Source organism: Bacillus sp. PK5-006 (assembly GCF_054161415.1).
This window is the reverse complement of sequence record NZ_CP096414.1, coordinates 3,417,170-3,435,404: the sequence shown is the minus strand read 5'-3', so window position 1 is coordinate 3,435,404 and position 18,235 is coordinate 3,417,170. Positions and strand designations below refer to the sequence as shown.

General features: G+C 43.5%; 17 protein-coding genes. 14 read left to right on the top strand and 3 right to left on the bottom strand.

Features of this window, described 5'->3' with window-relative positions; translation table 11 throughout:
- Both M1D84_RS17440 and M1D84_RS17435 read left to right on the top strand, forming a co-directional pair.
- Positions 1 to 753 carry an alpha/beta fold hydrolase gene (locus tag M1D84_RS17440; RefSeq protein ID WP_024424346.1) on the top strand — a complete coding sequence of 251 codons (753 nt, stop codon included), beginning with the start codon at positions 1 to 3 and terminating at the stop codon, positions 751 to 753.
- A gap of 110 nt (positions 754 to 863) precedes the next feature.
- Positions 864 to 1,586 (top strand): SDR family NAD(P)-dependent oxidoreductase, encoded by a 723-nt coding sequence (locus M1D84_RS17435; protein WP_044333557.1) that lies wholly within the window; start codon positions 864 to 866, stop codon positions 1,584 to 1,586.
- A gap of 47 nt (positions 1,587 to 1,633) precedes the next feature.
- On the opposite strand, the gene M1D84_RS17430 is transcribed toward M1D84_RS17435, so the two are convergent.
- A complete protein-coding gene (locus M1D84_RS17430) occupies positions 1,634 to 2,761 on the bottom strand; it encodes a M20 peptidase aminoacylase family protein (protein WP_034623963.1) in 1,128 nt (375 codons plus the stop codon).
- Positions 2,762 to 2,914: 153 nt separating this feature from the next.
- On the opposite strand from M1D84_RS17430, the gene M1D84_RS17425 reads away from it, so the two are divergent.
- The 3 genes from M1D84_RS17425 (at position 2,915) to M1D84_RS17415 (ending at position 7,180) form a co-directional block, all read left to right on the top strand.
- Positions 2,915 to 4,345 carry a YfcC family protein gene (locus M1D84_RS17425; RefSeq protein ID WP_024424344.1) on the top strand — a complete coding sequence of 477 codons (1,431 nt, stop codon included), beginning with the start codon at positions 2,915 to 2,917 and terminating at the stop codon, positions 4,343 to 4,345.
- Positions 4,346 to 4,566: 221 nt separating this feature from the next.
- Positions 4,567 to 5,514, top strand: coding sequence for an L-lactate dehydrogenase (locus tag M1D84_RS17420; RefSeq protein WP_122631524.1), 948 nt, complete (start codon positions 4,567 to 4,569; stop codon positions 5,512 to 5,514).
- Between the two features lie 43 nt (positions 5,515 to 5,557).
- On the top strand, positions 5,558 to 7,180 hold the full coding sequence (locus M1D84_RS17415) for an L-lactate permease (RefSeq protein WP_103132604.1): 1,623 nt from the start codon (positions 5,558 to 5,560) through the stop codon (positions 7,178 to 7,180).
- 249 nt (positions 7,181 to 7,429) lie between these two features.
- Here the strand turns inward: M1D84_RS17415 and M1D84_RS17410 are convergent, their stop codons facing one another.
- Positions 7,430 to 8,419, bottom strand: a complete 990-nt coding sequence (locus M1D84_RS17410; RefSeq protein WP_122631523.1) for a LacI family DNA-binding transcriptional regulator — start codon at positions 8,417 to 8,419, stop codon at positions 7,430 to 7,432.
- A gap of 109 nt (positions 8,420 to 8,528) precedes the next feature.
- Here M1D84_RS17410 and M1D84_RS17405 point away from each other — a divergent pair, with 109 nt between their 5' ends.
- From M1D84_RS17405 to M1D84_RS17375, 7 genes are all read left to right on the top strand, one after another.
- A complete protein-coding gene (locus M1D84_RS17405; RefSeq protein WP_151863117.1) occupies positions 8,529 to 9,854 on the top strand; it encodes a DegT/DnrJ/EryC1/StrS family aminotransferase in 1,326 nt (441 codons plus the stop codon).
- Entirely contained in the window at positions 9,829 to 10,695 is an 867-nt protein-coding gene (locus M1D84_RS17400) for an HAD-IIB family hydrolase (RefSeq protein ID WP_171463921.1), read from the top strand. The genes M1D84_RS17405 and M1D84_RS17400 overlap by 26 nt, the downstream gene beginning before the upstream one ends.
- Positions 10,692 to 11,738, top strand: a complete 1,047-nt coding sequence (locus M1D84_RS17395; RefSeq protein WP_024424339.1) for a Gfo/Idh/MocA family protein — start codon at positions 10,692 to 10,694, stop codon at positions 11,736 to 11,738. The genes M1D84_RS17400 and M1D84_RS17395 overlap by 4 nt, the downstream gene beginning before the upstream one ends.
- 54 nt (positions 11,739 to 11,792) lie before the next feature.
- The gene (locus tag M1D84_RS17390; RefSeq protein WP_268415553.1) at positions 11,793 to 12,983 is read left to right on the top strand and encodes an MFS transporter; all 1,191 of its coding nucleotides are present in this window, start codon (positions 11,793 to 11,795) and stop codon (positions 12,981 to 12,983) included.
- A 92-nt stretch (positions 12,984 to 13,075) separates the two neighbouring features.
- Complete coding sequence (locus M1D84_RS17385) at positions 13,076 to 13,705, top strand: LysE family translocator (RefSeq protein WP_024424337.1); 630 nt, start codon at positions 13,076 to 13,078, stop codon at positions 13,703 to 13,705.
- Between the two features lie 191 nt (positions 13,706 to 13,896).
- On the top strand, positions 13,897 to 14,193 hold the full coding sequence (locus M1D84_RS17380) for a UPF0715 family protein (protein WP_249117545.1): 297 nt from the start codon (positions 13,897 to 13,899) through the stop codon (positions 14,191 to 14,193).
- 148 nt (positions 14,194 to 14,341) lie between these two features.
- A complete protein-coding gene (locus tag M1D84_RS17375; protein ID WP_073203702.1) occupies positions 14,342 to 15,100 on the top strand; it encodes a YqcI/YcgG family protein in 759 nt (252 codons plus the stop codon).
- Here M1D84_RS17375 and M1D84_RS17370 read toward each other — a convergent pair.
- Positions 15,095 to 16,411 (bottom strand): amino acid permease, encoded by a 1,317-nt coding sequence (locus M1D84_RS17370; protein ID WP_029706583.1) that lies wholly within the window; start codon positions 16,409 to 16,411, stop codon positions 15,095 to 15,097. The genes M1D84_RS17375 and M1D84_RS17370 overlap by 6 nt on opposite strands.
- Positions 16,412 to 16,523: 112 nt before the next feature.
- Between M1D84_RS17370 and M1D84_RS17365 the strand changes: the two genes are divergently transcribed.
- Both M1D84_RS17365 and nadE read left to right on the top strand, forming a co-directional pair.
- Complete coding sequence (locus tag M1D84_RS17365; RefSeq protein WP_024424336.1) at positions 16,524 to 17,120, top strand: DUF1989 domain-containing protein; 597 nt, start codon at positions 16,524 to 16,526, stop codon at positions 17,118 to 17,120.
- 198 nt (positions 17,121 to 17,318) lie between these two features.
- Positions 17,319 to 18,140 carry an ammonia-dependent NAD(+) synthetase gene (gene nadE, locus M1D84_RS17360; RefSeq protein ID WP_024424335.1) on the top strand — a complete coding sequence of 274 codons (822 nt, stop codon included), beginning with the start codon at positions 17,319 to 17,321 and terminating at the stop codon, positions 18,138 to 18,140.
- Positions 18,141 to 18,235 lie beyond the last annotated feature (95 nt).

Sequence of the window (18,235 nt, the reverse complement as noted above, 5' to 3'; positions counted from 1 at the left end):
ATGGATAAGTCAATCATGATTTTTCTGCATGGTGGAGGAGTAAGCAGCTGGATGTGGCAGGAGCAGGTTGAAATATTGAAGGACACGTATGAATGCTTTGCTCCTGATCTCATTGGACACGGGACAAGAGCAAAAGAACAGATATTTTCAATGAATGAAAGCACCCGTGAAGTCATCTCATGGATCAAGGAAAATGCGAATGGGCGTCAAGTGATTCTGATTGGATTTTCTTTAGGTGCGCAGATTGCAGTTGATGTGTTATCAAGAGAGCCAGATATCGTAGACATAGCCGTCATCAATAGTGCCCTTGTGATGCCTTTGCCATGGCTCCATTTCATGGTGAGACCCCTCTTGCCACTGACGTATCCATTATTAAAGAAAGATTGGTTTATCCAGCTCCAAGCTGAAAAGATGGGGCTCTCGCAACATGTACTGCATCATTATGCGGCGGAATCGAAACATCTGCAAAAGAAAACCCTTCTTACGATGTTTCAAGAAAACCTTCATTACAAGCTCCCTGACACGTTTCAACAAGCGAAGGCACGCATTCTTGTCACAGTGGGAGAAAAAGAAAAAGGCATTATGAAACGGTCAGCAAAAAAAATAACGAATTCACATCCGAAGGCAACAGGCTTCATCGTTCCCGGTATTGGACATACATTTACTTTTGAGAAGAAAGAACTTTTTACAGAAATGATCAAATGCTTTATAGAGGCACGTGCATTACCAGTCGAATTAAAGGAAATCCAGTAGCCGCGCCAATCAATAAGTGAAGACGAGCATAAAAGGGGCGCCGGTCTCTTTGAATCTGTATGATATAGGTATAAAACGCTTACAGTATGTGTGCCATAGAAGGAGGAGCTATGAGTAAAAACTATATCATATTCGGTGCAAGTCAAGGATTAGGAGATGCTTTTGTAAAGGGTCTCCCTTCAAGTGGAGATACAGTTTGGATTGTGTCGCGTAGTGAACCAAGCAGTTTGAGCATAGATGACGGTGTACATAGAATTTGGCTGAAAATCGACTTATCAAGCCGAACGCATATCCCTTATATGCTTGAAGCCCTTGAGAACCAGACGATTGATGTACTCATCTATAACGTCGGTTTATGGGAAAAACGAGGCTTTGAAGGCGATTATTCCTTTGATCACGATCAGCCAGAGGATATTGCACATTTAATCAATGTGAATGTCACCTCAACCATTACATACATCCAGGCACTGCTTCCGCACGTAAGGAAATCAGAGAATGGGAAAATCATCGTGATTGGCTCAACGGCTGGACTCGACCATACAAACCTGCCGCAAGTCTCGTTTGTTGCATCTAAATTTGGCCTGCGCGGAATTGTGAATGCACTGAGAGAGCATGTGAGGAAAGATAAAATATCCGTCACCTGTATCAATCCAGGAGAGCTGGCGGCGGAGGTTCCGTATGAGGATGGAGCCGAAAAGGCCATCACTCTATATGATGAAACGAGAATCCCTGTCCAGGATATTGTGGAGCTTGCGAGATGTGTGATTCATTTATCAAGGGTATCTTGCGTAAAAGAAATCAACGTTCCAGCCATGGCAGATCTGAATGCATAATATAAAGCAGACCACCCGCTTGATGAGAAGGCGGGTGGCTTTTTCATTTATGATGAATGCTGCTGGAGTGTTTGATAGACAGCTTCGGTCAAAATCTCAATGCCGGTAAAGATTGCAGAGCGGTCGAAGGTCATATACGGATGATGAAGACCAGGCTTTAAATCACAGCCTAAACCGAGCATCGTGGATTTGATATGCGGAAGCTTTGCTGCATAAAAGTGAAAGTCCTCTCCACCTGTTGTGACAATCGGGGGATCAAGCTGCTCTTTACCTAAAACCTGTTCAATTGCATGAGACATGATCTGGACAGCTTCCTCATTTAAGGTGGCGGCAGGCAGACGATGGTCTGTTGAAAGTGTAATGGAAGCGCCAAAGGCATCCGCTACAGAATGAACCGCTCTTTCAATTTCTTTTTCTAGCTCATCCATTACTTCGTTTGTTTGCGCCCTTACATCTAATGTAAAAGAAGCTTTCCCTGGGATGATGTTTGAGCTGCCCCCGCCAGCATGTAAATTGGTCATTTTGACAGAATGCGCGACTCTTGGATCGACATGGATATGCGCGAGTCTCTGCACTAGAGTTGAAGCCACTTCTATTACGTTGACGCCAAGATGTGGGCGTGCGCCGTGCGCTTCCTCGCCAATAATGGTGCCGACGTAATGATTACTTGATCCGTGCAAAATAGCAGGAGCGCAGCGTCCGTTTAATGTTTCTTGAATTGGGCGCACATGTACGCCATATAAGTAATCGACATCTGCGAGCACACCTTTTTCAATCATTTTCAGCGCACCGCCGCCTCTTTCCTCAGCAGGCTGAAAGATGAAACGGATCGTGCCGTTCGGTCGTTCTTTTTCCTTTAATGCCATGAAGGTGCCAAGAGCCATTGTCATGTGTGCATCGTGGCCACATGAATGATTGGCTTGAAACTCACCATCTACTTCCTGCCAAAGTGCATCAATATCAGCTCTCACAGCGACCACTGGTGCGCCTTCTCCAATTTCACCGATCACCCCTGTACAGTCGTCAAATGTTTGAGTTTTGCAGCCCAATTTTTTCAATATATCTTCAATATAAGCGGTCGTTTCTGTTTCTTCCCAGCTGATTTCTGGGTGGGCATGCAAGTGTTCAAAGATGTCTGTCACGGTTTGTTTCATTTCGTTTGTCAAAGTTGTCATGAGAAGCCTCCTTGCTGACAGATAATCTGCCAAAACATTATTTTAATGAAATAATATTGCTCTTAAATATCAACAGTGTTTATAATATAACACATCATTTGATTATTCTGAAAATTAAGTGAAATTCTGATCGGGACAAAGGGGTTTTGACACATGAAAACAGCGACAGTATCAGCACCAGAGAAACAAAAACGAAAACTTCAAATGCCAGATGCGTATGTTCTCTTATTTATGATTGCACTGATTTGTACAATAGCAACGTATTTTGTACCAGCGGGTGAGTTTGACCGAAAGACATCTGGGGAGATCACAACAGCCGTTCCTGGCAGCTATCACCGTATTGATCAATCACCAGTGAGTCCAGTTGGCTTTTTTACAGCGATACAAGAAGGAATGGTAGGGTCCTCTTCTATTATTTTTCTGATTCTATTTACAGGCGGAACCATTGCCATTTTGGAGAAGACAGGTGCTATTAACGGGATGATTCACCATGTCATCAGCCGGTTTCAAACGAAGCAATTATTGTTTATTTGTATTGTTGGGGGATTATTTTCAGTCCTTGGAACGACCGGAATTGTCGTGAACTCTGTCATTGGATTTATTCCAATCGGCATCATTGTAGCACGATCCTTGAAATGGGATGCTGTAGCAGGAGCGGCTGTCATATACATCGGCTGTTATGCAGGATTTAACGCAACGATTTTATCTCCATCTCCATTAGGTTTATCACAAACGATTGCAGAGCTGCCGATCTTTTCCGGCATTGGCCTGCGTGTCATTATTTATCTTTGTTTTCTTATTTCTAGTATTGTGTACATCTATTTATATACAAGACGTCTGAAGAATAAAGAAAAGGGAAGCATTCTTGGCGATCAATGGTTTCCTGCTAAGGGGCTTGGCGGAGCCGATGCGGAATCTGTGGACAAGCCTGCATTTACTGGCAGACATAAGCTGATTTTAGCAGTGTGCGGATTGTCACTTGGAGGTTTCTTATATGGCGCACTTCAGCTTGGCTGGACCGATAAGGAAATGGCGGGTGTGTTCATTTTTATGGCTATCGCTGCTGGCCTGCTCGGCGGTTTAGCGGCCAATGATATTGCGAAAACGTTTATTATTGGGTGCCAAAGCCTTGTATACGGCGCACTTATTGTTGGGATGGCACGCTGTATTTCGGTCATTTTAGAAAACGGGAAGCTGCTTGATACAGTGGTTAATGGCTTGGCGAGTATGCTGACAGGCTTTAGTCCAATCGCTGGTGCGATCGGGATGTATATTGCGAGTGCGCTTCTTCACTTTTTGATTTCATCAGGATCAGGAGAAGCTGTTGTCTTTATCCCGATTCTTGCGCCGCTCGCTGATTTAATGGGTATCACAAGACAGGTAGCTGTAGAAGCAGTGATGCTTGGCGAAGGGGTAGTCAACTGTATCAATCCGACTTCTGGTGTATTGATGGCTGTGCTTGCTGCAAGTGGTATACCTTATGTAAAGTGGCTGCGTTTTATGGTGCCGCTTGCCCTCATTTGGTTTGTCATCGGTCTTGTATTTATTTGTATCGGGGTCATGATCAACTGGGGACCTTATTAAATATGAATGTAGGAAGCTGCCGACGAGTGTTTGGCAGCTTTTTTCTTGTGGAAATATGTATGGAGCCAGCGCTTTGAAAGCACAATAAATGTGTTCACAAATTCGCTACATATTTTTTTTGAGCAGTCCCCTTGCAAAAGTTTGTGAAATGTTGCACAATATGAATGTGAAATACTTCACATAAGAAAAACAGCCTAGTTTTACTCAGGAGGATGAGATAAATGACAAACGAAAAAGTAAACAAAGTAGCCCTTATTGGAGCAGGTTTCGTCGGCAGCAGTTATGCCTTTACATTAATAAATCAAGCAATCACAGATGAATTGGTTGTCATCGATTTGAATCAAGACAAAGCAATGGGTGACGTGATGGATTTAAACCATGGAAAAGCATTTGCCCCGCATCCTGTGAATACATGGTATGGAGATTATGAGGATTGTAAGGATGCAGATATCGTCTGTATCTGTGCTGGTGCAAACCAAAAGCCAGGTGAAACAAGACTTGACCTTGTTGAGAAAAATTTAAATATATTTAAAGGCATTGTAGAAAACGTAATGAAAAGTGGATTTGATGGCATTTTCTTAGTTGCCACAAACCCAGTCGATATTTTGACATATGCGACTTGGAAATTCAGTGGACTTCCAAAAGAACGAGTGATTGGCAGTGGTACGACGCTTGATACGGCAAGATTTAGATACATGCTTAGTGAGTATTTTGAAGCAGCGGCACACAACGTGCATGCTTACATCATTGGCGAGCATGGAGATACAGAGCTTGCTGTTTGGAGTCATGCGAATATCGGAAGTGTACCAATTACAGAATTAATGAAGAGAAATGAGCAATACAAACAAGAAGACTTAGATGAAATCATGGAAAATGTTCGTCATGCCGCTTACCAAATCATTGAGAAAAAAGGCGCTACTTATTACGGCGTAGCAATGAGTTTAGCCCGCATTACAAGAGCGATCCTGCACAATGAAAACAGCATTTTAACTGTCAGCACTTACTTAGATGGAGAGTACGGAGCAGAAGATGTCTACATTGGTGTACCAGCCCTTGTGAATCGAAATGGTGCAACAGAAGTGATGGAGCTTGCTCTGGATGATACGGAGAAAGAAAAATTTGCACACAGTGTAAATGTGTTAAAAGAGATTTTGGCTCCTCATTTTTAATCAATCAAAAGCAACCTATCTGAGCAGAAAAGGATGAATCACTATGTGGCAGCAAATATATGATCCGTTTGGTAATGAATTCGTCAGTGCATTGGTGGCAATGCTTCCAATCTTGTTTTTTCTTCTTGCATTAACCGTTTTTAAGCTAAAAGGTGTTTTAGCCGCTTGTTTTACCTTAATCGTCAGTTTTGTAACAGCTGTTTTCTTCTTTCATATGCCAGTTGAAAAAGCATTATCTGCTGTGCTGCTCGGTATATCTAATGGGCTGTGGCCGATTGGATATATCGTCATCATGGCGGTATGGCTCTATAAAATTGCCGTGAAATCTGGTAAGTTCGATGTCATTCGATCTAGTATTGCAGGAATCTCTCAAGATCAACGTCTTCAGCTCTTATTAATTGGTTTTAGTTTTAACGCATTTTTAGAGGGCGCTGCTGGGTTTGGTGTACCGATTGCGATCAGTGCCGCTCTCTTAACAGAGCTTGGGTTTAAACCGCTGAAAGCTGCGATGCTCTGCTTAATTGCCAATGCTGCGTCTGGTGCATTTGGTGCTGTAGGCATTCCGGTGATTACAGGGGCGCAAATGGGCAATATGACGCCGCTTGCGTTATCTCAAACCCTTGTATATACGATCCCATTTATTTCATTCTGTATTCCGTTTCTCCTCATTCTGATTGTAGATGGATTGAAAGGGATCAAAGAAACTCTGCCAGCCTTGCTTGTTGTGAGTGGTACCTATGCTATTTTGCAAGCTGTCACAATGGTGACGATGGGTCCTGAGCTTGCCAATATTATTTCTGCTTTAGCAAGTATGGGAGTTTTGGCTTTATTTCTTCGGAAATGGCAGCCAAAACACATTTATCGTGAAGAAGGAGCGCCAGATATTGAACAGAAACAAACGTATCGCGGCGTTGAAATACTGAAAGCATGGTCTCCGTTCTATATTTTAACTGCTGTTATTACGGTATGGAGTCTGCCGGCATTTAAAGCATTGTTTGCTGTAGGAGGACCGCTTAACTGGACGACCATTTTAGTGAAAATGCCATTTTTACATCAGCAAATTGTGAAATTACCACCAATTGCACAAACGGAAACACCTATTGATGCGATCTTTAAAATTGATGTCATTAGTGCAACGGGGACCGCCATTCTGATTGCGGTCATGCTGACAGGGCTGTTTAGCAGACATATTACATTAACAGAAGGCGCTGTCTGCTTAAAAGCAGCGGTGAAAGAGCTTTGGGTTCCTGTTCTGACTATTTGTTTTGTTATGGGCTTTGCCAACCTAGCGAACTTTGCTGGATTAAGTTCAGCGATTGGACTTGCTCTTGCCAAAACGGGCGATTTGTTCCCGCTTGTCAGCCCGGTGCTTGGCTGGATCGGCGTGTTTATTACGGGGTCTGTCGTGAGTAACAACGCCTTATTCGGTAACCTTCAAGCGGTCACTGCTTCTCAAATCGGTTCACAGGCAGGTTTGTTAATTGGGGCGAATACGACCGGTGGTGTGATGGCGAAATTAATTTCTCCACAATCAATCGCTATCGCTACAGCAGCTGTTGGAGAAACAGGGAAAGAATCTGAGCTCTTCAAAAAGACCGTGAAGTACAGCTTCATCTTGCTCGGTATTGTATGTATATGGACATTCATTCTCGCTCAATTTGTATAGGTTGATAGATAGGTATAAAAAAGACTGAGATCTCTCTCAGTCTCAGCGTGTAGACAAACCCTCGCATTCTTTGTCAGGTCTGCGCTCCAGTGCTCACGAATGTTTCAATTCGCTCCGCTCAGGTGCTCGTCCTTCCTAGACTGCAAAGGTTTTCTATCACGCTGAAAAGAAGACAAAGGGCTAAAATAAAGATCATTTTAGCCCTTTGTCAACAATCTGAAGGACTGAGATCTCTCTCAGTCTTTTTCTTTATGTAGATTCTCTTGTCACGAGCCGGGTAGGCAGCTGGATATGTTCGCGCTGTAATGGTTTTTGATCTTGCAGGAGTGCGATCATTTGCTGTACAGACCGCTGGCCAAGCTCTACGATCGGTATGTCAATTGTGGTGATCGTTGGAGCAGTCACCTCACAAATGTCTTGGTTGTCATAGCCGATGACCGCTAGATCCCCGGGGATTTGATAGCCGTATGAAATAGCCTGTTTAATGAGTCCTGCTGCGACTTGATCATTGCCGGTGAAAATGGCATCAGGCGCTTCCTTCATGTGATGGATGACCTCCATTAAACGAAAGCCGTCTTCAATGGTAAAAGCCTCTCCAAACAGCCAATCATCTTGCAGCGGCAAACCGTGAGCAGAGAGTGCATCAAGATAGCCCTGTTTCCTTTGTTTCTGCGCTTCACTGCTTTCTGTATCAAAGCAAAACCCAATCGATTTTCGCCCCGACCGAATCAAATAGTCCACCGCTTTATAGGCGGCTTCCCGTTCATCGTATCCAATAATCGGGATGTTTGCTGTTTGGTGATATTCATTTGCCATGACAATGGGGCCGTTCGTTAAAAATGGCTCAATTTCCTCCCACGTATTTTCTAACGCACCCAATATAACCCCATCTACTTCTTTTCTTTTTAATAATTGAAGCCCTTCAAGCTCTAATGCTTCTTGATAAAACGTCTGGAGCACGATGGCTTTATATCCTTGATCCAGTGCTTCCTTTGAAATGCCTTTAATCAATTGTGCAAAAAAAGGATGATCCACAGCTGGAACAGACACAGCAATGGTTTTTGTCTGATGTGACCTTAGTGTGCGGGCTGCTGAACTCGGTGTATATTCCATTTCTTTCATCACCTGTAAAATGAGCTGCCGCTTTTCTTCTGACACATATGGGTGATGGTTTAGCACTCTGGAAACGGTGGTGGTTGAAACCCCGCAGCGTTTAGCAATTTCATAAATTGTACACATATTAACAAATCCTTTACACAAAGTTATTGTTCTGAAATCGATAACATCATTTACAATGTGAAACAAGTTAAATATTAACAAAAGGAATTGATTAATTGGAGGGAATGGAATGCAAATATTGACGAAGATATCAGGTAAAAGCAAGGATTATCTTCCTTTGCTGGATATGATCAATCAAGGTGTTCAAGTTAAGGCTGATTCAGTTGAAAAGCATCTAGCAAATGAAAAACTGGTGTCGTTCCTTGAGCAAGATATAGAGCGCACAGGTTTGGAAAAAATTCTCTTCCATTATAAACAAAATAAGGAAAAAAAGATACCGTTTCTGCCAGTTGACAAACTGATTTCAGAAGATGAAATCGATGATATTATGCTGGTGCTGAAGGAAGTATTGAGCTCTGGCCGTTTTACTTCAGGGCCATATATTCCGACATTTGAAAAGGCGATTGCTGAGTACTTAGGGAAAAAATATGTCATTGCCACGTCAAGTGGAACAGATGCATTGATGATCAGTCTCATATCAGCAGGCGTCCATCCAGGAGACGAGGTGATTTTGCCGGCCAATAGCTTTGCTGCCACAGAAAATGCAGTGCTTGCCATTGGGGCTGTTCCGGTATATGCCGATATTGATCCTGAAACCTACTGCCTCTCACCGAGTGAAATAGAGAAGCATATCACAGATAAAACGGTATGCATTCTACCGGTTCATTTATATGGAAAGCAAGCGGATATGAAGGAGATTTCGGCGATTGCGAAACAGCATGGGCTGAAAATCATTGAAGACGGCTGTCAGGCGATTGGCAGCAGCGGCCTTGGCGCTTATGGAGATGGACTTGTTCTCAGCTTTAATCCATACAAAAACCTTGGGGTCTGCGGAAAGGCAGGAGCCATCGCTACAAATGATGAGGCCTTAGCGGAAAAATGTATGGAGATCAGCTATCACGGCTTTGAAGCTGGAAAGAAAAATGTCAAACGCAGTGACTATGGCTTTAATTCGAAAATTGATAATTTGCAGGCAGCGATTGGACTTGAACGAATGAAGTATTTAGGATTGCAAAACTTTAAACGTTTTTACTTAGCCAAGCGATACATTGATCAGCTGCAAACGCTTGAGGATGAAGGATATATGAAGCTCCCGACGCTGACAGATGATCATGTATGGCATCTATTCCCGATTAGAGTGCTGAAGGGAGACCGAGATGAACTGGCAGCAAAATTGCTGGAAATGGGCATAGAGACGGATGTCTATTACCCGGTTCTATCGCATCAGCATCAAACAAATCTTGTTTCTCAAAAATATAGACAAACGACACTTCCACACACGGAAAAAGCAGCACAGCAATTACTTCACTTGCCACTTTATCCAGGAATGCCGCTGCAAGATCAGGAGAAGGTCATCGAGGGGGTTCATCATGTTATCAAGTCTTCCATTCAATAAAAAACTGCTGAATCTGCCGAAGAATCCGCAGTGGATCGTCTTCTGTGATTTTGATGAAACGTATTATTCTCACGGAATGACAGAGGAGCAGAGAGAGGATGTCAAGCGGCTGGAAGCCTTTGTAGCAGAAAAGAGTGAAGCGGGACAGCTCTTGCTGGGCTGGGTGACGGGAAGCAGCCTCGATTCTGTCACGAGCAAAATGGAAAAAGGCGGGTTTCATCAATTCCCGCATTTCATTGCGTCGAACTTAGGGACTGAGATTGTATATACGTCGGATGCCCATTTTGGACAGCCAGATGCAGAGTGGGTGAAGCGGCTGGATGCACAGGGCTTTTCAGATGAAAAAATCGAAGACATCCTGGAAACCATCCGAGGAAAGGGCATTTCCCTTAGACCGCAAACGCAGCTGGGCAGTTCAGGGTATAAGAAGAATTTCTATTATCAGGAGCAGGATGAACGGACAGATCTTCATCATCTATCATTTATCCAAACACTGGCGAAAGAGCGAGGCGTGGCGGTCAATATCAACAAATGCAACCCGCTTGCAGGAGATCCTGCGGATTGCTATGATGTCGATTTTTTACCAGTCGGAACAGGGAAGGATGAAATTGTCCGTTTTATGCTGAACCAATATGATTTATCGAAAGATCAAGGCTTTGCCTTTGGTGATAGCGGGAACGATTTGCGGATGCTTCAATCCGTCACACACGGTTTCCTTGTCCAAAATGCGACAGCCGAAGCCAAACGGCACCATCACCAAATTTGTCATCATGGGTATGCAAAAGGAATCTATGAAACACTGAAAACAGTGATGTATAAACATGAGGAGGCACATTCATGAAGAAAATTGGAATTGTTGGAGCAGGGAATATTGCAAAAGCACATGCAAGAGCATTATCAACGATCAAAGGTGCAGAATTATCCGGTGTCTATGATTTGCATGAGTCGGTCGCACAGGGATTCATTAAACAGTACGGCGGACGTGTGTATTCAAGTATCGAGACACTGGCAGATGCATCTGATGGATTGATCATTGCATCCCCTAATTTTTGTCACAAGGACCATGCCCTTCAGTCGCTAAGAGCAGGACAGCCGATTTTATGTGAAAAACCGATGGCTGTGTCGCTGAAGGAAGCGAAGGAAATGGTGGAGACAGCCAAACAGTTCCAAGTTCAAGCCAGTATGGGCTTTAACTATCGTTATTTATCCTTTGTGAATATATTGAAAAACTTGATTGCCAACGGTGAATTAGGCCGCATTTTAACCGTCAGAACTCATTTTAAGAAAAACAGTGCCCTTAGAAGAAAGACTTTTTCATGGAGAGACAGCGGCGAAAGTCTGCGTACGAGCGGTGCACTAGGGGATCTTGGCATTCATTTGATTGATATGCTGTGGTACTTATTTGGCAGTGAAATGAAGAAAGAATCACTTAACACCAAGATGCTGACACATGTAAAGGAAAAAGAAGAGAAAAAGGTTCAGGTGGATGATCATACCGAAATTTTCGGGCAGATGGAGAATCAAGTGTTCTTTCATTTGGTGACATCCAAAAGCACGCAGCCTGAGGAATGTGGATTTAGTGTAGAAGTCGTTGGTCATGACAAGGTATTCAAATACCATACGAACATGAAAAACGAATATGAGATCAGTGATGGATTGTGTGTGGAGCGTCATCAAATGCCGCAAACTTTGCTGACAGATCCGCCAAATGAATTTTACGGATGGTCCGATACATTCCGCGATCAGTTGATGCATTGGGTGAATACTGATCCATACCCATCTCATATGAAGGTCGCTGATTTTGAAGATGGTTATCGCGCTCAGGCTGCGCTCAATACATGCTTTGAAAGGGAAGAGGCAGTCGTCTCTGCCCAGGCATATTAAAGAGGTGGAGCGGAGGATATCATGACTCCGCTCCTTTTTAGAGGAAGTGAAAAGATGAAAAAGGTATTTTATTTTGGCTGTGTCTTTTATTTTTTTATTGGGACCATTCATGTGTTTTTTGGCAGCTTAACACCTTATTTGCTGTCTAGTTACGATAAAGGCCCCGGGGAATTATCATCTTTAATTTTTTTTCAGTTTATTGGTTTTTTGACTGGTGTTCTGTTATCCCCCATTCTAGTGAGAAAAAAAGGCTATGGCGCTGTGCTGACGATGGGTCTTTTGCTGATGATCGGCTCACTTCTGCTGGGGCTATTGGTGCCGGGCTGGACAACGCTTGTGCTGGCAGGTTTTTTTCTTGGGAGCGGCGCTGGCAGTCTTGAGACAACAGCCGGTGCGTATGTCATTTCGATGGCTAATAGTGCAAAGCGAATCAGTATTATGGAGGTCTTTTTTGGACTAGGTGCGCTGTTATTTCCGCTAGTGATTCTGCTGACTGTCACAGAACAGACATGGCAGTATGTGTTTTTATTTCAGGTGGGTGCGCTGACATTTTTCCTTATGCTCTGGCTGGTTTTTATGAACAAACTGCCTCATGGACAGATGGATGCTCCTTCTACAGGGGGGACGCGGAAACCGTCTTTACTTGTTGATCGAAATAATCGAATGATTGTGGTGATCATGATTTGCTTTGCCTTTTTCTACGCAGGGATTGAAACGAACTTTGCGAATTTTTTGCCGTCAATCATGCTGGAAAAAGGGGGAGAAAATTGGGGACTCTTCGCAGTCTCTACTTTCTGGACAGCGATCGTCATTGGCAGAACCGTGATCGCGAGAAAAGCTGATCAGCTGCATCCGCTGCGTTTTTTAAAGCTAAGTGCATCACTGATGATTTTGCTGCTTGTGATATTCGCTCTGACAACCCACATGACCGCGCAGCTGATTCTCATCTTTTTCATCGGCCTTTGCGCAGCTGGCATGTTCCCAATCGCACTGACAGCGTCTGCCTTAATGATTGAAAATGCCATCGATGAGGCGACAAGTTATTTTATTGCAGCTGCGAGCTTAGGCGGAGCCTGCTTGTCTTTTTTGATTGGATTTAGTCTGGAATGGGCAGGAGCGGCTAGTGCCGTCTTTGTATTTGCCTTCTTAGCTGTTCTTCTGTTCGCAGCTGCGATTCAAATGAATCGTTCTAAGAAAAAAGAAACGGTACACGCGCAGCAGTCAGCACTGAAAGCAGACCGCTAAGCCTCCACCTGAAATGATGACAAAGGACTTGTACTAAAACGCAGAAAGTTTGAATAACATGTACAAGTCAGCATCAAAAGGAGGACGTCTATGTGGCGGTGTTTTTTGGTTATATCTTTTTAGGGTTGTCACTTTCAGCGCCTGTTGGGCCAGTCAATGCAGCCCAAATCGACAGAGGGATTAAAAGTGGATTTTGGCATGCGTGGATTTTTGGTGTGGGGGCTATGGCTGCGGATATTGTCTATATGCTTCTCATCTATTTTGGTGTCGCCCAGCTTTTGACTGCACCTCTTGTCAAAACCTTTTTGTGGCTGTTCGGCTTTTTCGTTTTGACCTATACCGGCATTGAAAGTCTGCGTAAAATCAATTTACAGGAGAGTCCGAAAAAGGACAGCGAAAACACATCAATTGGCAAATCGTTCATGACCGGATTTTTCATTTCTCTATCTAATCCGCTCAGTATTTTGTTTTGGCTTGGCATCTATGGCAGCATCTTAGCCAATACGATCGAAAAGTATGGAGCTTCCCAAATGCTCATGTACAGTATGGCTATTTTTATCGGCATGCTGATCTGGGATTTCAGTATGGCGCTGCTTGCTAGTTCGTTTAGGCGTTATTTAAGTGAACGTGTGTTACATGGCTTATCCGTTCTTGCAGGTCTATCTTTACTTGGTTTCGGTGCCTATTTTGGGTATCAAGGGATTATGGCGTTGATTGGGTAGAAAAACAGACTGACACATTCAGTCTGTTTTTTTGTAAGTATTTACATATATAACACATTCTTGAATAATGATGGAATAGAAAATGGTTTGAAGGAGCTTCTGCTATGCGACTATTTTTGCCAGTATTCAACTATGTGTGTATGTAAATTTTATCAGTCATCACAGCAACATTCATTTATACGTTTTTATTCATGCCGCCTGAAGTGGGCTTGAGTTATGTGGAGATGACCAGTCTGTTCATTTTGCTTGCTTATGTCATTTTTGCTGCACCGATTCAGCTTGTTTTACACCGCCATCCTAAGAGGTTTCGAAGCCGTGACTTATTGATTTATTTTATTGCGGCATGGGTGGTTTGTTCGGCTTTGGCTTTATGGATTGATTATGGGCTTGTTGTGTTCATCAGCTATAAAGTCTATTTGTTTAGCTTCTGCGCAGCCCTTATTTATTGGGTGCTGGATTCCGTCTTTTTGATGAAGAATCCATCGTAGGTATGACGAAAGGCTCTCTATTAACTTTCACTAGTCTGATCATAGGAAACCCATCTTGTCATACGCTAGGAAGTCGTGGAAGGACAGTCACCACAGCCATTTGCATCTCATAGGCTATGGAGAAGACGCTAAAACGAGGTGTAAGGAAATGGCCCAGCTGTATGCGAAAAGTTGCCTTGATCAAAATCTACGATCACTAGAAGAATGGAAGCAGGATGCTTTCACACAATTTGGCGAGATGGTAGGAGATGAAGCCGATACATTCCCTTGTGTACCCGGAAGACAGGGATTTTTTCTCGATCATTTACGCTATGGGTTTGTTGGTGACCCGAGGGAAGAGGAAGCGGTGGATGAATTAGCGCAGCTGCTGAGAGAATATCAAGGCTGTGCGAAAGAAACCGGTCAATATGCTTCATTTATCTGTTTTTTTGAAACACCGCAGGATTTAAAGGAAAGCTCGCTTGAAGAGTTTGAGCAGCAGTTTTGGTCGCTGCTTCAACGGCTACATCATAAAGATGAAGAACCGTGGCCTGAGGAGATTCCGCTAGATACTCATCATCATGAGTGGGAGTATTGCTTCCATGGGGAAGCGTATTTTATTTTGTGCTCCACACCTGCTCACAAACTCAGAAAAAGCCGCCACTTCCCTTATATCATGATGGCGTTTCAGCCTAGATGGGTGTTTGAAAAATTGAATGGATCGACCAAGTTTGGACAAAAAATGAGCCAGCTCGTTCGCAAGCGGCTCAAAGCATATGATGAGGTCAGTGTTCACCCATCATTAAAATGGTACGGGGACCCGACCAATCATGAATGGAAGCAATACTTTCTCCCAGATGAAGAGGCGGAGAAACCAGCCTCCGCCAAATGTCCATTTACTGCATTAAAAAACATGATGAAATTATGATGCGGTCTGATCCTGCTTCCACTTTTTCCTCATAAATAGCACCATGATGGCAATCACTGCAATGATCCCAAGGCTGATAAAAAAGCCAGGTCGTCCGCTTGCCTCTGTTAATGTGCCTGATACAGCGGCTCCAATTAAGAGCAGCGCAAGAATCATTTCGCACGTTTGGCGGGTGGATGGCTTGGATAGCTTTTTACTTGAGAACAGAATAAAAATCCATGTGTACAGCAAGGTAAGACCGGCTGCTGTTGTGAGATGCTCGTAGATGTGTTTGGACAAAAAGAGTGCAAGCAAAATCGAGACAATTAAGCCAGCAGCAGTTAAGATAATCGAAGACCATCTCACATGCGATGGATCTTTTTGTTTAAAACAAGCAGGTGCATCCTGATGCTCTGACATTGTGCCGAGCAGCGTTGTGACCGCATAGAGAGAGGCAACCAATGTCGAAAAACCAGCAATAATGAAAATGCCATTAAAGATATGAAGAAAGATCGATAAATGAAACGGCTCTAATGAAGTAATAAATGGACTGCTGTTCTCATTAAAGGCTGTCACTGGGACAAGCAAGAGAGCAAGTCCGATCGAGACGATATAGATGACCGCTAGAATGATCAGCATGACACGTCCAGCTTTTGCCGCATCCTTCGGGTCCTTTAAATGAACCGCCATCAGCCCCATGACTTCAATTCCCCCAAATGCATAAAACGCATAAATCAATCCATTCCAAAGACCAAGCGGACCAAGAGGCATCCATTCGTGATCCTTGTTAGGCAGATGAAGGGTCGGTTTATGTTCTGTCAAAATGCCGAATAATACAAGCACCGCAAGAATCATAAATAGAAAAATCGCCGCTGTTTTCAGTACCGCAAGAACATTTTCTGTCTTTTGAAAAGAAGAAAGCCCAATGATAATGACGAGCAGGGCAAGAGCGGAATAAATCGCAGAAAACACCCAAAGCGGAACAGAAGGAAACCAGTGGCGGGTAAACAGAGAAATGGCGGTTAACTGACTTCCTGTAATCAGCATTTCTGCAAACCAATACACCCAGCCATTGCTAAACCCTGCCCAGCGTCCGTATGCTTTACGAGCATAGGAACAAAATGACCCTTTATCAGGATTATCGGCTGTCATCGCAGCTAAATGTTTAAAGACGAGATACGTTCCGGCCGCAGCAAGCAAAAAGGAGATGCAGACGGAATAACCGGATTTTGTAATGGCGATGCTGGAACCAAGGAAGAACCCAGTGCCAATTGTACAGCCGACTCCGATGAGAGAAAGCTGCCACCAAGATAAAGATTGTTCTTCTTTCAATGCAAGTGCAACACCTTTCTATTTCAATGACATTAGCTTGTGACCGCGTCTTTTTTTTATACATGATCAAGGGGACATTTTGGGCATACTGTCATGGAAAGGAGTGCATGTGATGAACGGAGAACACGTCATTTTACCAAAGGGTAGACTCGGCTTTCGTTTAGGAAAAGGCCAATGTATGCGAGTGGTTGATGTCGAAGGCCAGCAAGTAGCAGATGTGATGGCCTATCATGAAAAAGATTTTTATGAAAAATTTGACCAAGGTGCGACGATGGACAGTTTGTTCTCGTCTAAAGTGAAAAAAGGCGATAAGCTCTATTCTAATTTATATAAACCGATGTTTACGATCATTGAAGATACAGTAGAATGCCATGATTTATACATGCCCGCCTGCCGGCAAGAGATGTATCAGCTTTTATACGGCCGGACGCACTTAGAGGTCATGCATACATGCTACGACAATTTGCGGACTGCCTTTGAGCCCTTTGGAATTCCAAAGGAGGATATGTACTATCCTTTTAACGCCTTTATGAATACAGTCATTGATGAAAAAGGAAAGCTGTCTGTGGAGGAGCCAAAATCGCTGCCTGGTGACTACATTCGCCTGCGGGCTGAAATGGACCTCATTGTGGCCGTGTCCGCATGTCCTGCTGATATTGGGAAGTGTAATGGATCAAGCTGTACATCTATACGGGTAGAAATTGATTAAAAAAGAAAAGGACCAGTCCATAAAGACGTGGTCTTTTTCACTTGTGAATGTTTGATCATCTAAGAAATAGGGGAACGTCTAACAAAATGTTCTTGATGAAAACATGGTATAATGGAGATTCAAAAAACGTTGTTAAATCAATGAATTGTGAGTAAAACCTGTTCTCTTCATGTAGAGGATGCTTAGGAGGAAAAGTGTATGAGTTTGCAGAAAAAGATCAGCCAAGAGTTGCATGTGCAGCCCTCAATTGACCCAAAGCAGGAGATCGAAAAACGGGTTGGATTTCTAAAGGAATACTTGAAAAAAACCGGGGCAAAAGGATTCGTACTCGGCATTAGCGGGGGGCAGGATTCAACGCTTGCCGGACGTCTTGCACAGCTTGCTGTCAGTGAGCTTCGTCAAGAAGGAAAAGAGGATGCGGTCTTTATTGCGGTACGCCTTCCGCATGGTGTGCAGCAGGATGAAGATGATGCACAGCTCGCCCTATCATTTATTCAGCCAGACAAGTCGTGGAAATATGATATTGCACCTGCCGTGTCAGCATTCAGTGATCAATATCAAAAGGAAACGGGCGGCCCATTGTCTGACTTTAATAAAGGGAATGTCAAAGCACGCATGAGAATGATCGCGCAATATGCTGTAGGTGGTGAGGAGGGATTGCTTGTCATCGGTACAGATCATGCAGCTGAAGCAGTAACCGGCTTCTTCACGAAGTATGGTGATGGCGGTGCAGATGTTCTCCCGCTCACAGGTTTGACAAAACGCCAAGGCCGTGCGCTTTTAGAAGCCCTAGAAGCACCGGAACGCCTGTATTTAAAGAAACCAACAGCCGATCTGCTGGATGATAAACCTCAGCAAACGGATGAAACAGAACTCGGCATTACGTACAATGAAATTGATGATTACTTAGAAGGAAAACCAGTGTCAGATCAAGCCGCCGAAGCGATTGAAAAGCGTTATGTTCAATCAGAGCATAAACGCCAAGTACCCGCTTCCATGTTTGATGACTGGTGGAAATAAAAAAGAAACCTCTCCAGAAGATGGAGAGGTCTTTTTATGTCGAATTGAGTTTGACAAAATAACCAAAAATTCATTAAATTAGTAGAACGATATAC

Coding starts and splice junctions, on each gene's coding strand:
- M1D84_RS17440 (WP_024424346.1), top strand. CDS start 1: ATGGATAAGTCAATCATGATTTTTCTGCATGGTGGAGGAGTAAGCAGC.
- M1D84_RS17430 (WP_034623963.1), bottom strand. CDS start 2,761: ATGACAACTTTGACAAACGAAATGAAACAAACCGTGACAGACATCTTT.
- M1D84_RS17380 (WP_249117545.1), top strand. CDS start 13,897: ATGCCGCCTGAAGTGGGCTTGAGTTATGTGGAGATGACCAGTCTGTTC.
- M1D84_RS17415 (WP_103132604.1), top strand. CDS start 5,558: ATGTGGCAGCAAATATATGATCCGTTTGGTAATGAATTCGTCAGTGCA.
- M1D84_RS17435 (WP_044333557.1), top strand. CDS start 864: ATGAGTAAAAACTATATCATATTCGGTGCAAGTCAAGGATTAGGAGAT.
- nadE (WP_024424335.1), top strand. CDS start 17,319: ATGAGTTTGCAGAAAAAGATCAGCCAAGAGTTGCATGTGCAGCCCTCA.
- M1D84_RS17375 (WP_073203702.1), top strand. CDS start 14,342: ATGGCCCAGCTGTATGCGAAAAGTTGCCTTGATCAAAATCTACGATCA.
- M1D84_RS17390 (WP_268415553.1), top strand. CDS start 11,793: ATGAAAAAGGTATTTTATTTTGGCTGTGTCTTTTATTTTTTTATTGGG.
- M1D84_RS17395 (WP_024424339.1), top strand. CDS start 10,692: ATGAAGAAAATTGGAATTGTTGGAGCAGGGAATATTGCAAAAGCACAT.
- M1D84_RS17425 (WP_024424344.1), top strand. CDS start 2,915: ATGAAAACAGCGACAGTATCAGCACCAGAGAAACAAAAACGAAAACTT.
- M1D84_RS17405 (WP_151863117.1), top strand. CDS start 8,529: ATGCAAATATTGACGAAGATATCAGGTAAAAGCAAGGATTATCTTCCT.
- M1D84_RS17365 (WP_024424336.1), top strand. CDS start 16,524: ATGAACGGAGAACACGTCATTTTACCAAAGGGTAGACTCGGCTTTCGT.
- M1D84_RS17400 (WP_171463921.1), top strand. CDS start 9,829: ATGTTATCAAGTCTTCCATTCAATAAAAAACTGCTGAATCTGCCGAAG.
- M1D84_RS17420 (WP_122631524.1), top strand. CDS start 4,567: ATGACAAACGAAAAAGTAAACAAAGTAGCCCTTATTGGAGCAGGTTTC.
- M1D84_RS17410 (WP_122631523.1), bottom strand. CDS start 8,419: ATGTGTACAATTTATGAAATTGCTAAACGCTGCGGGGTTTCAACCACC.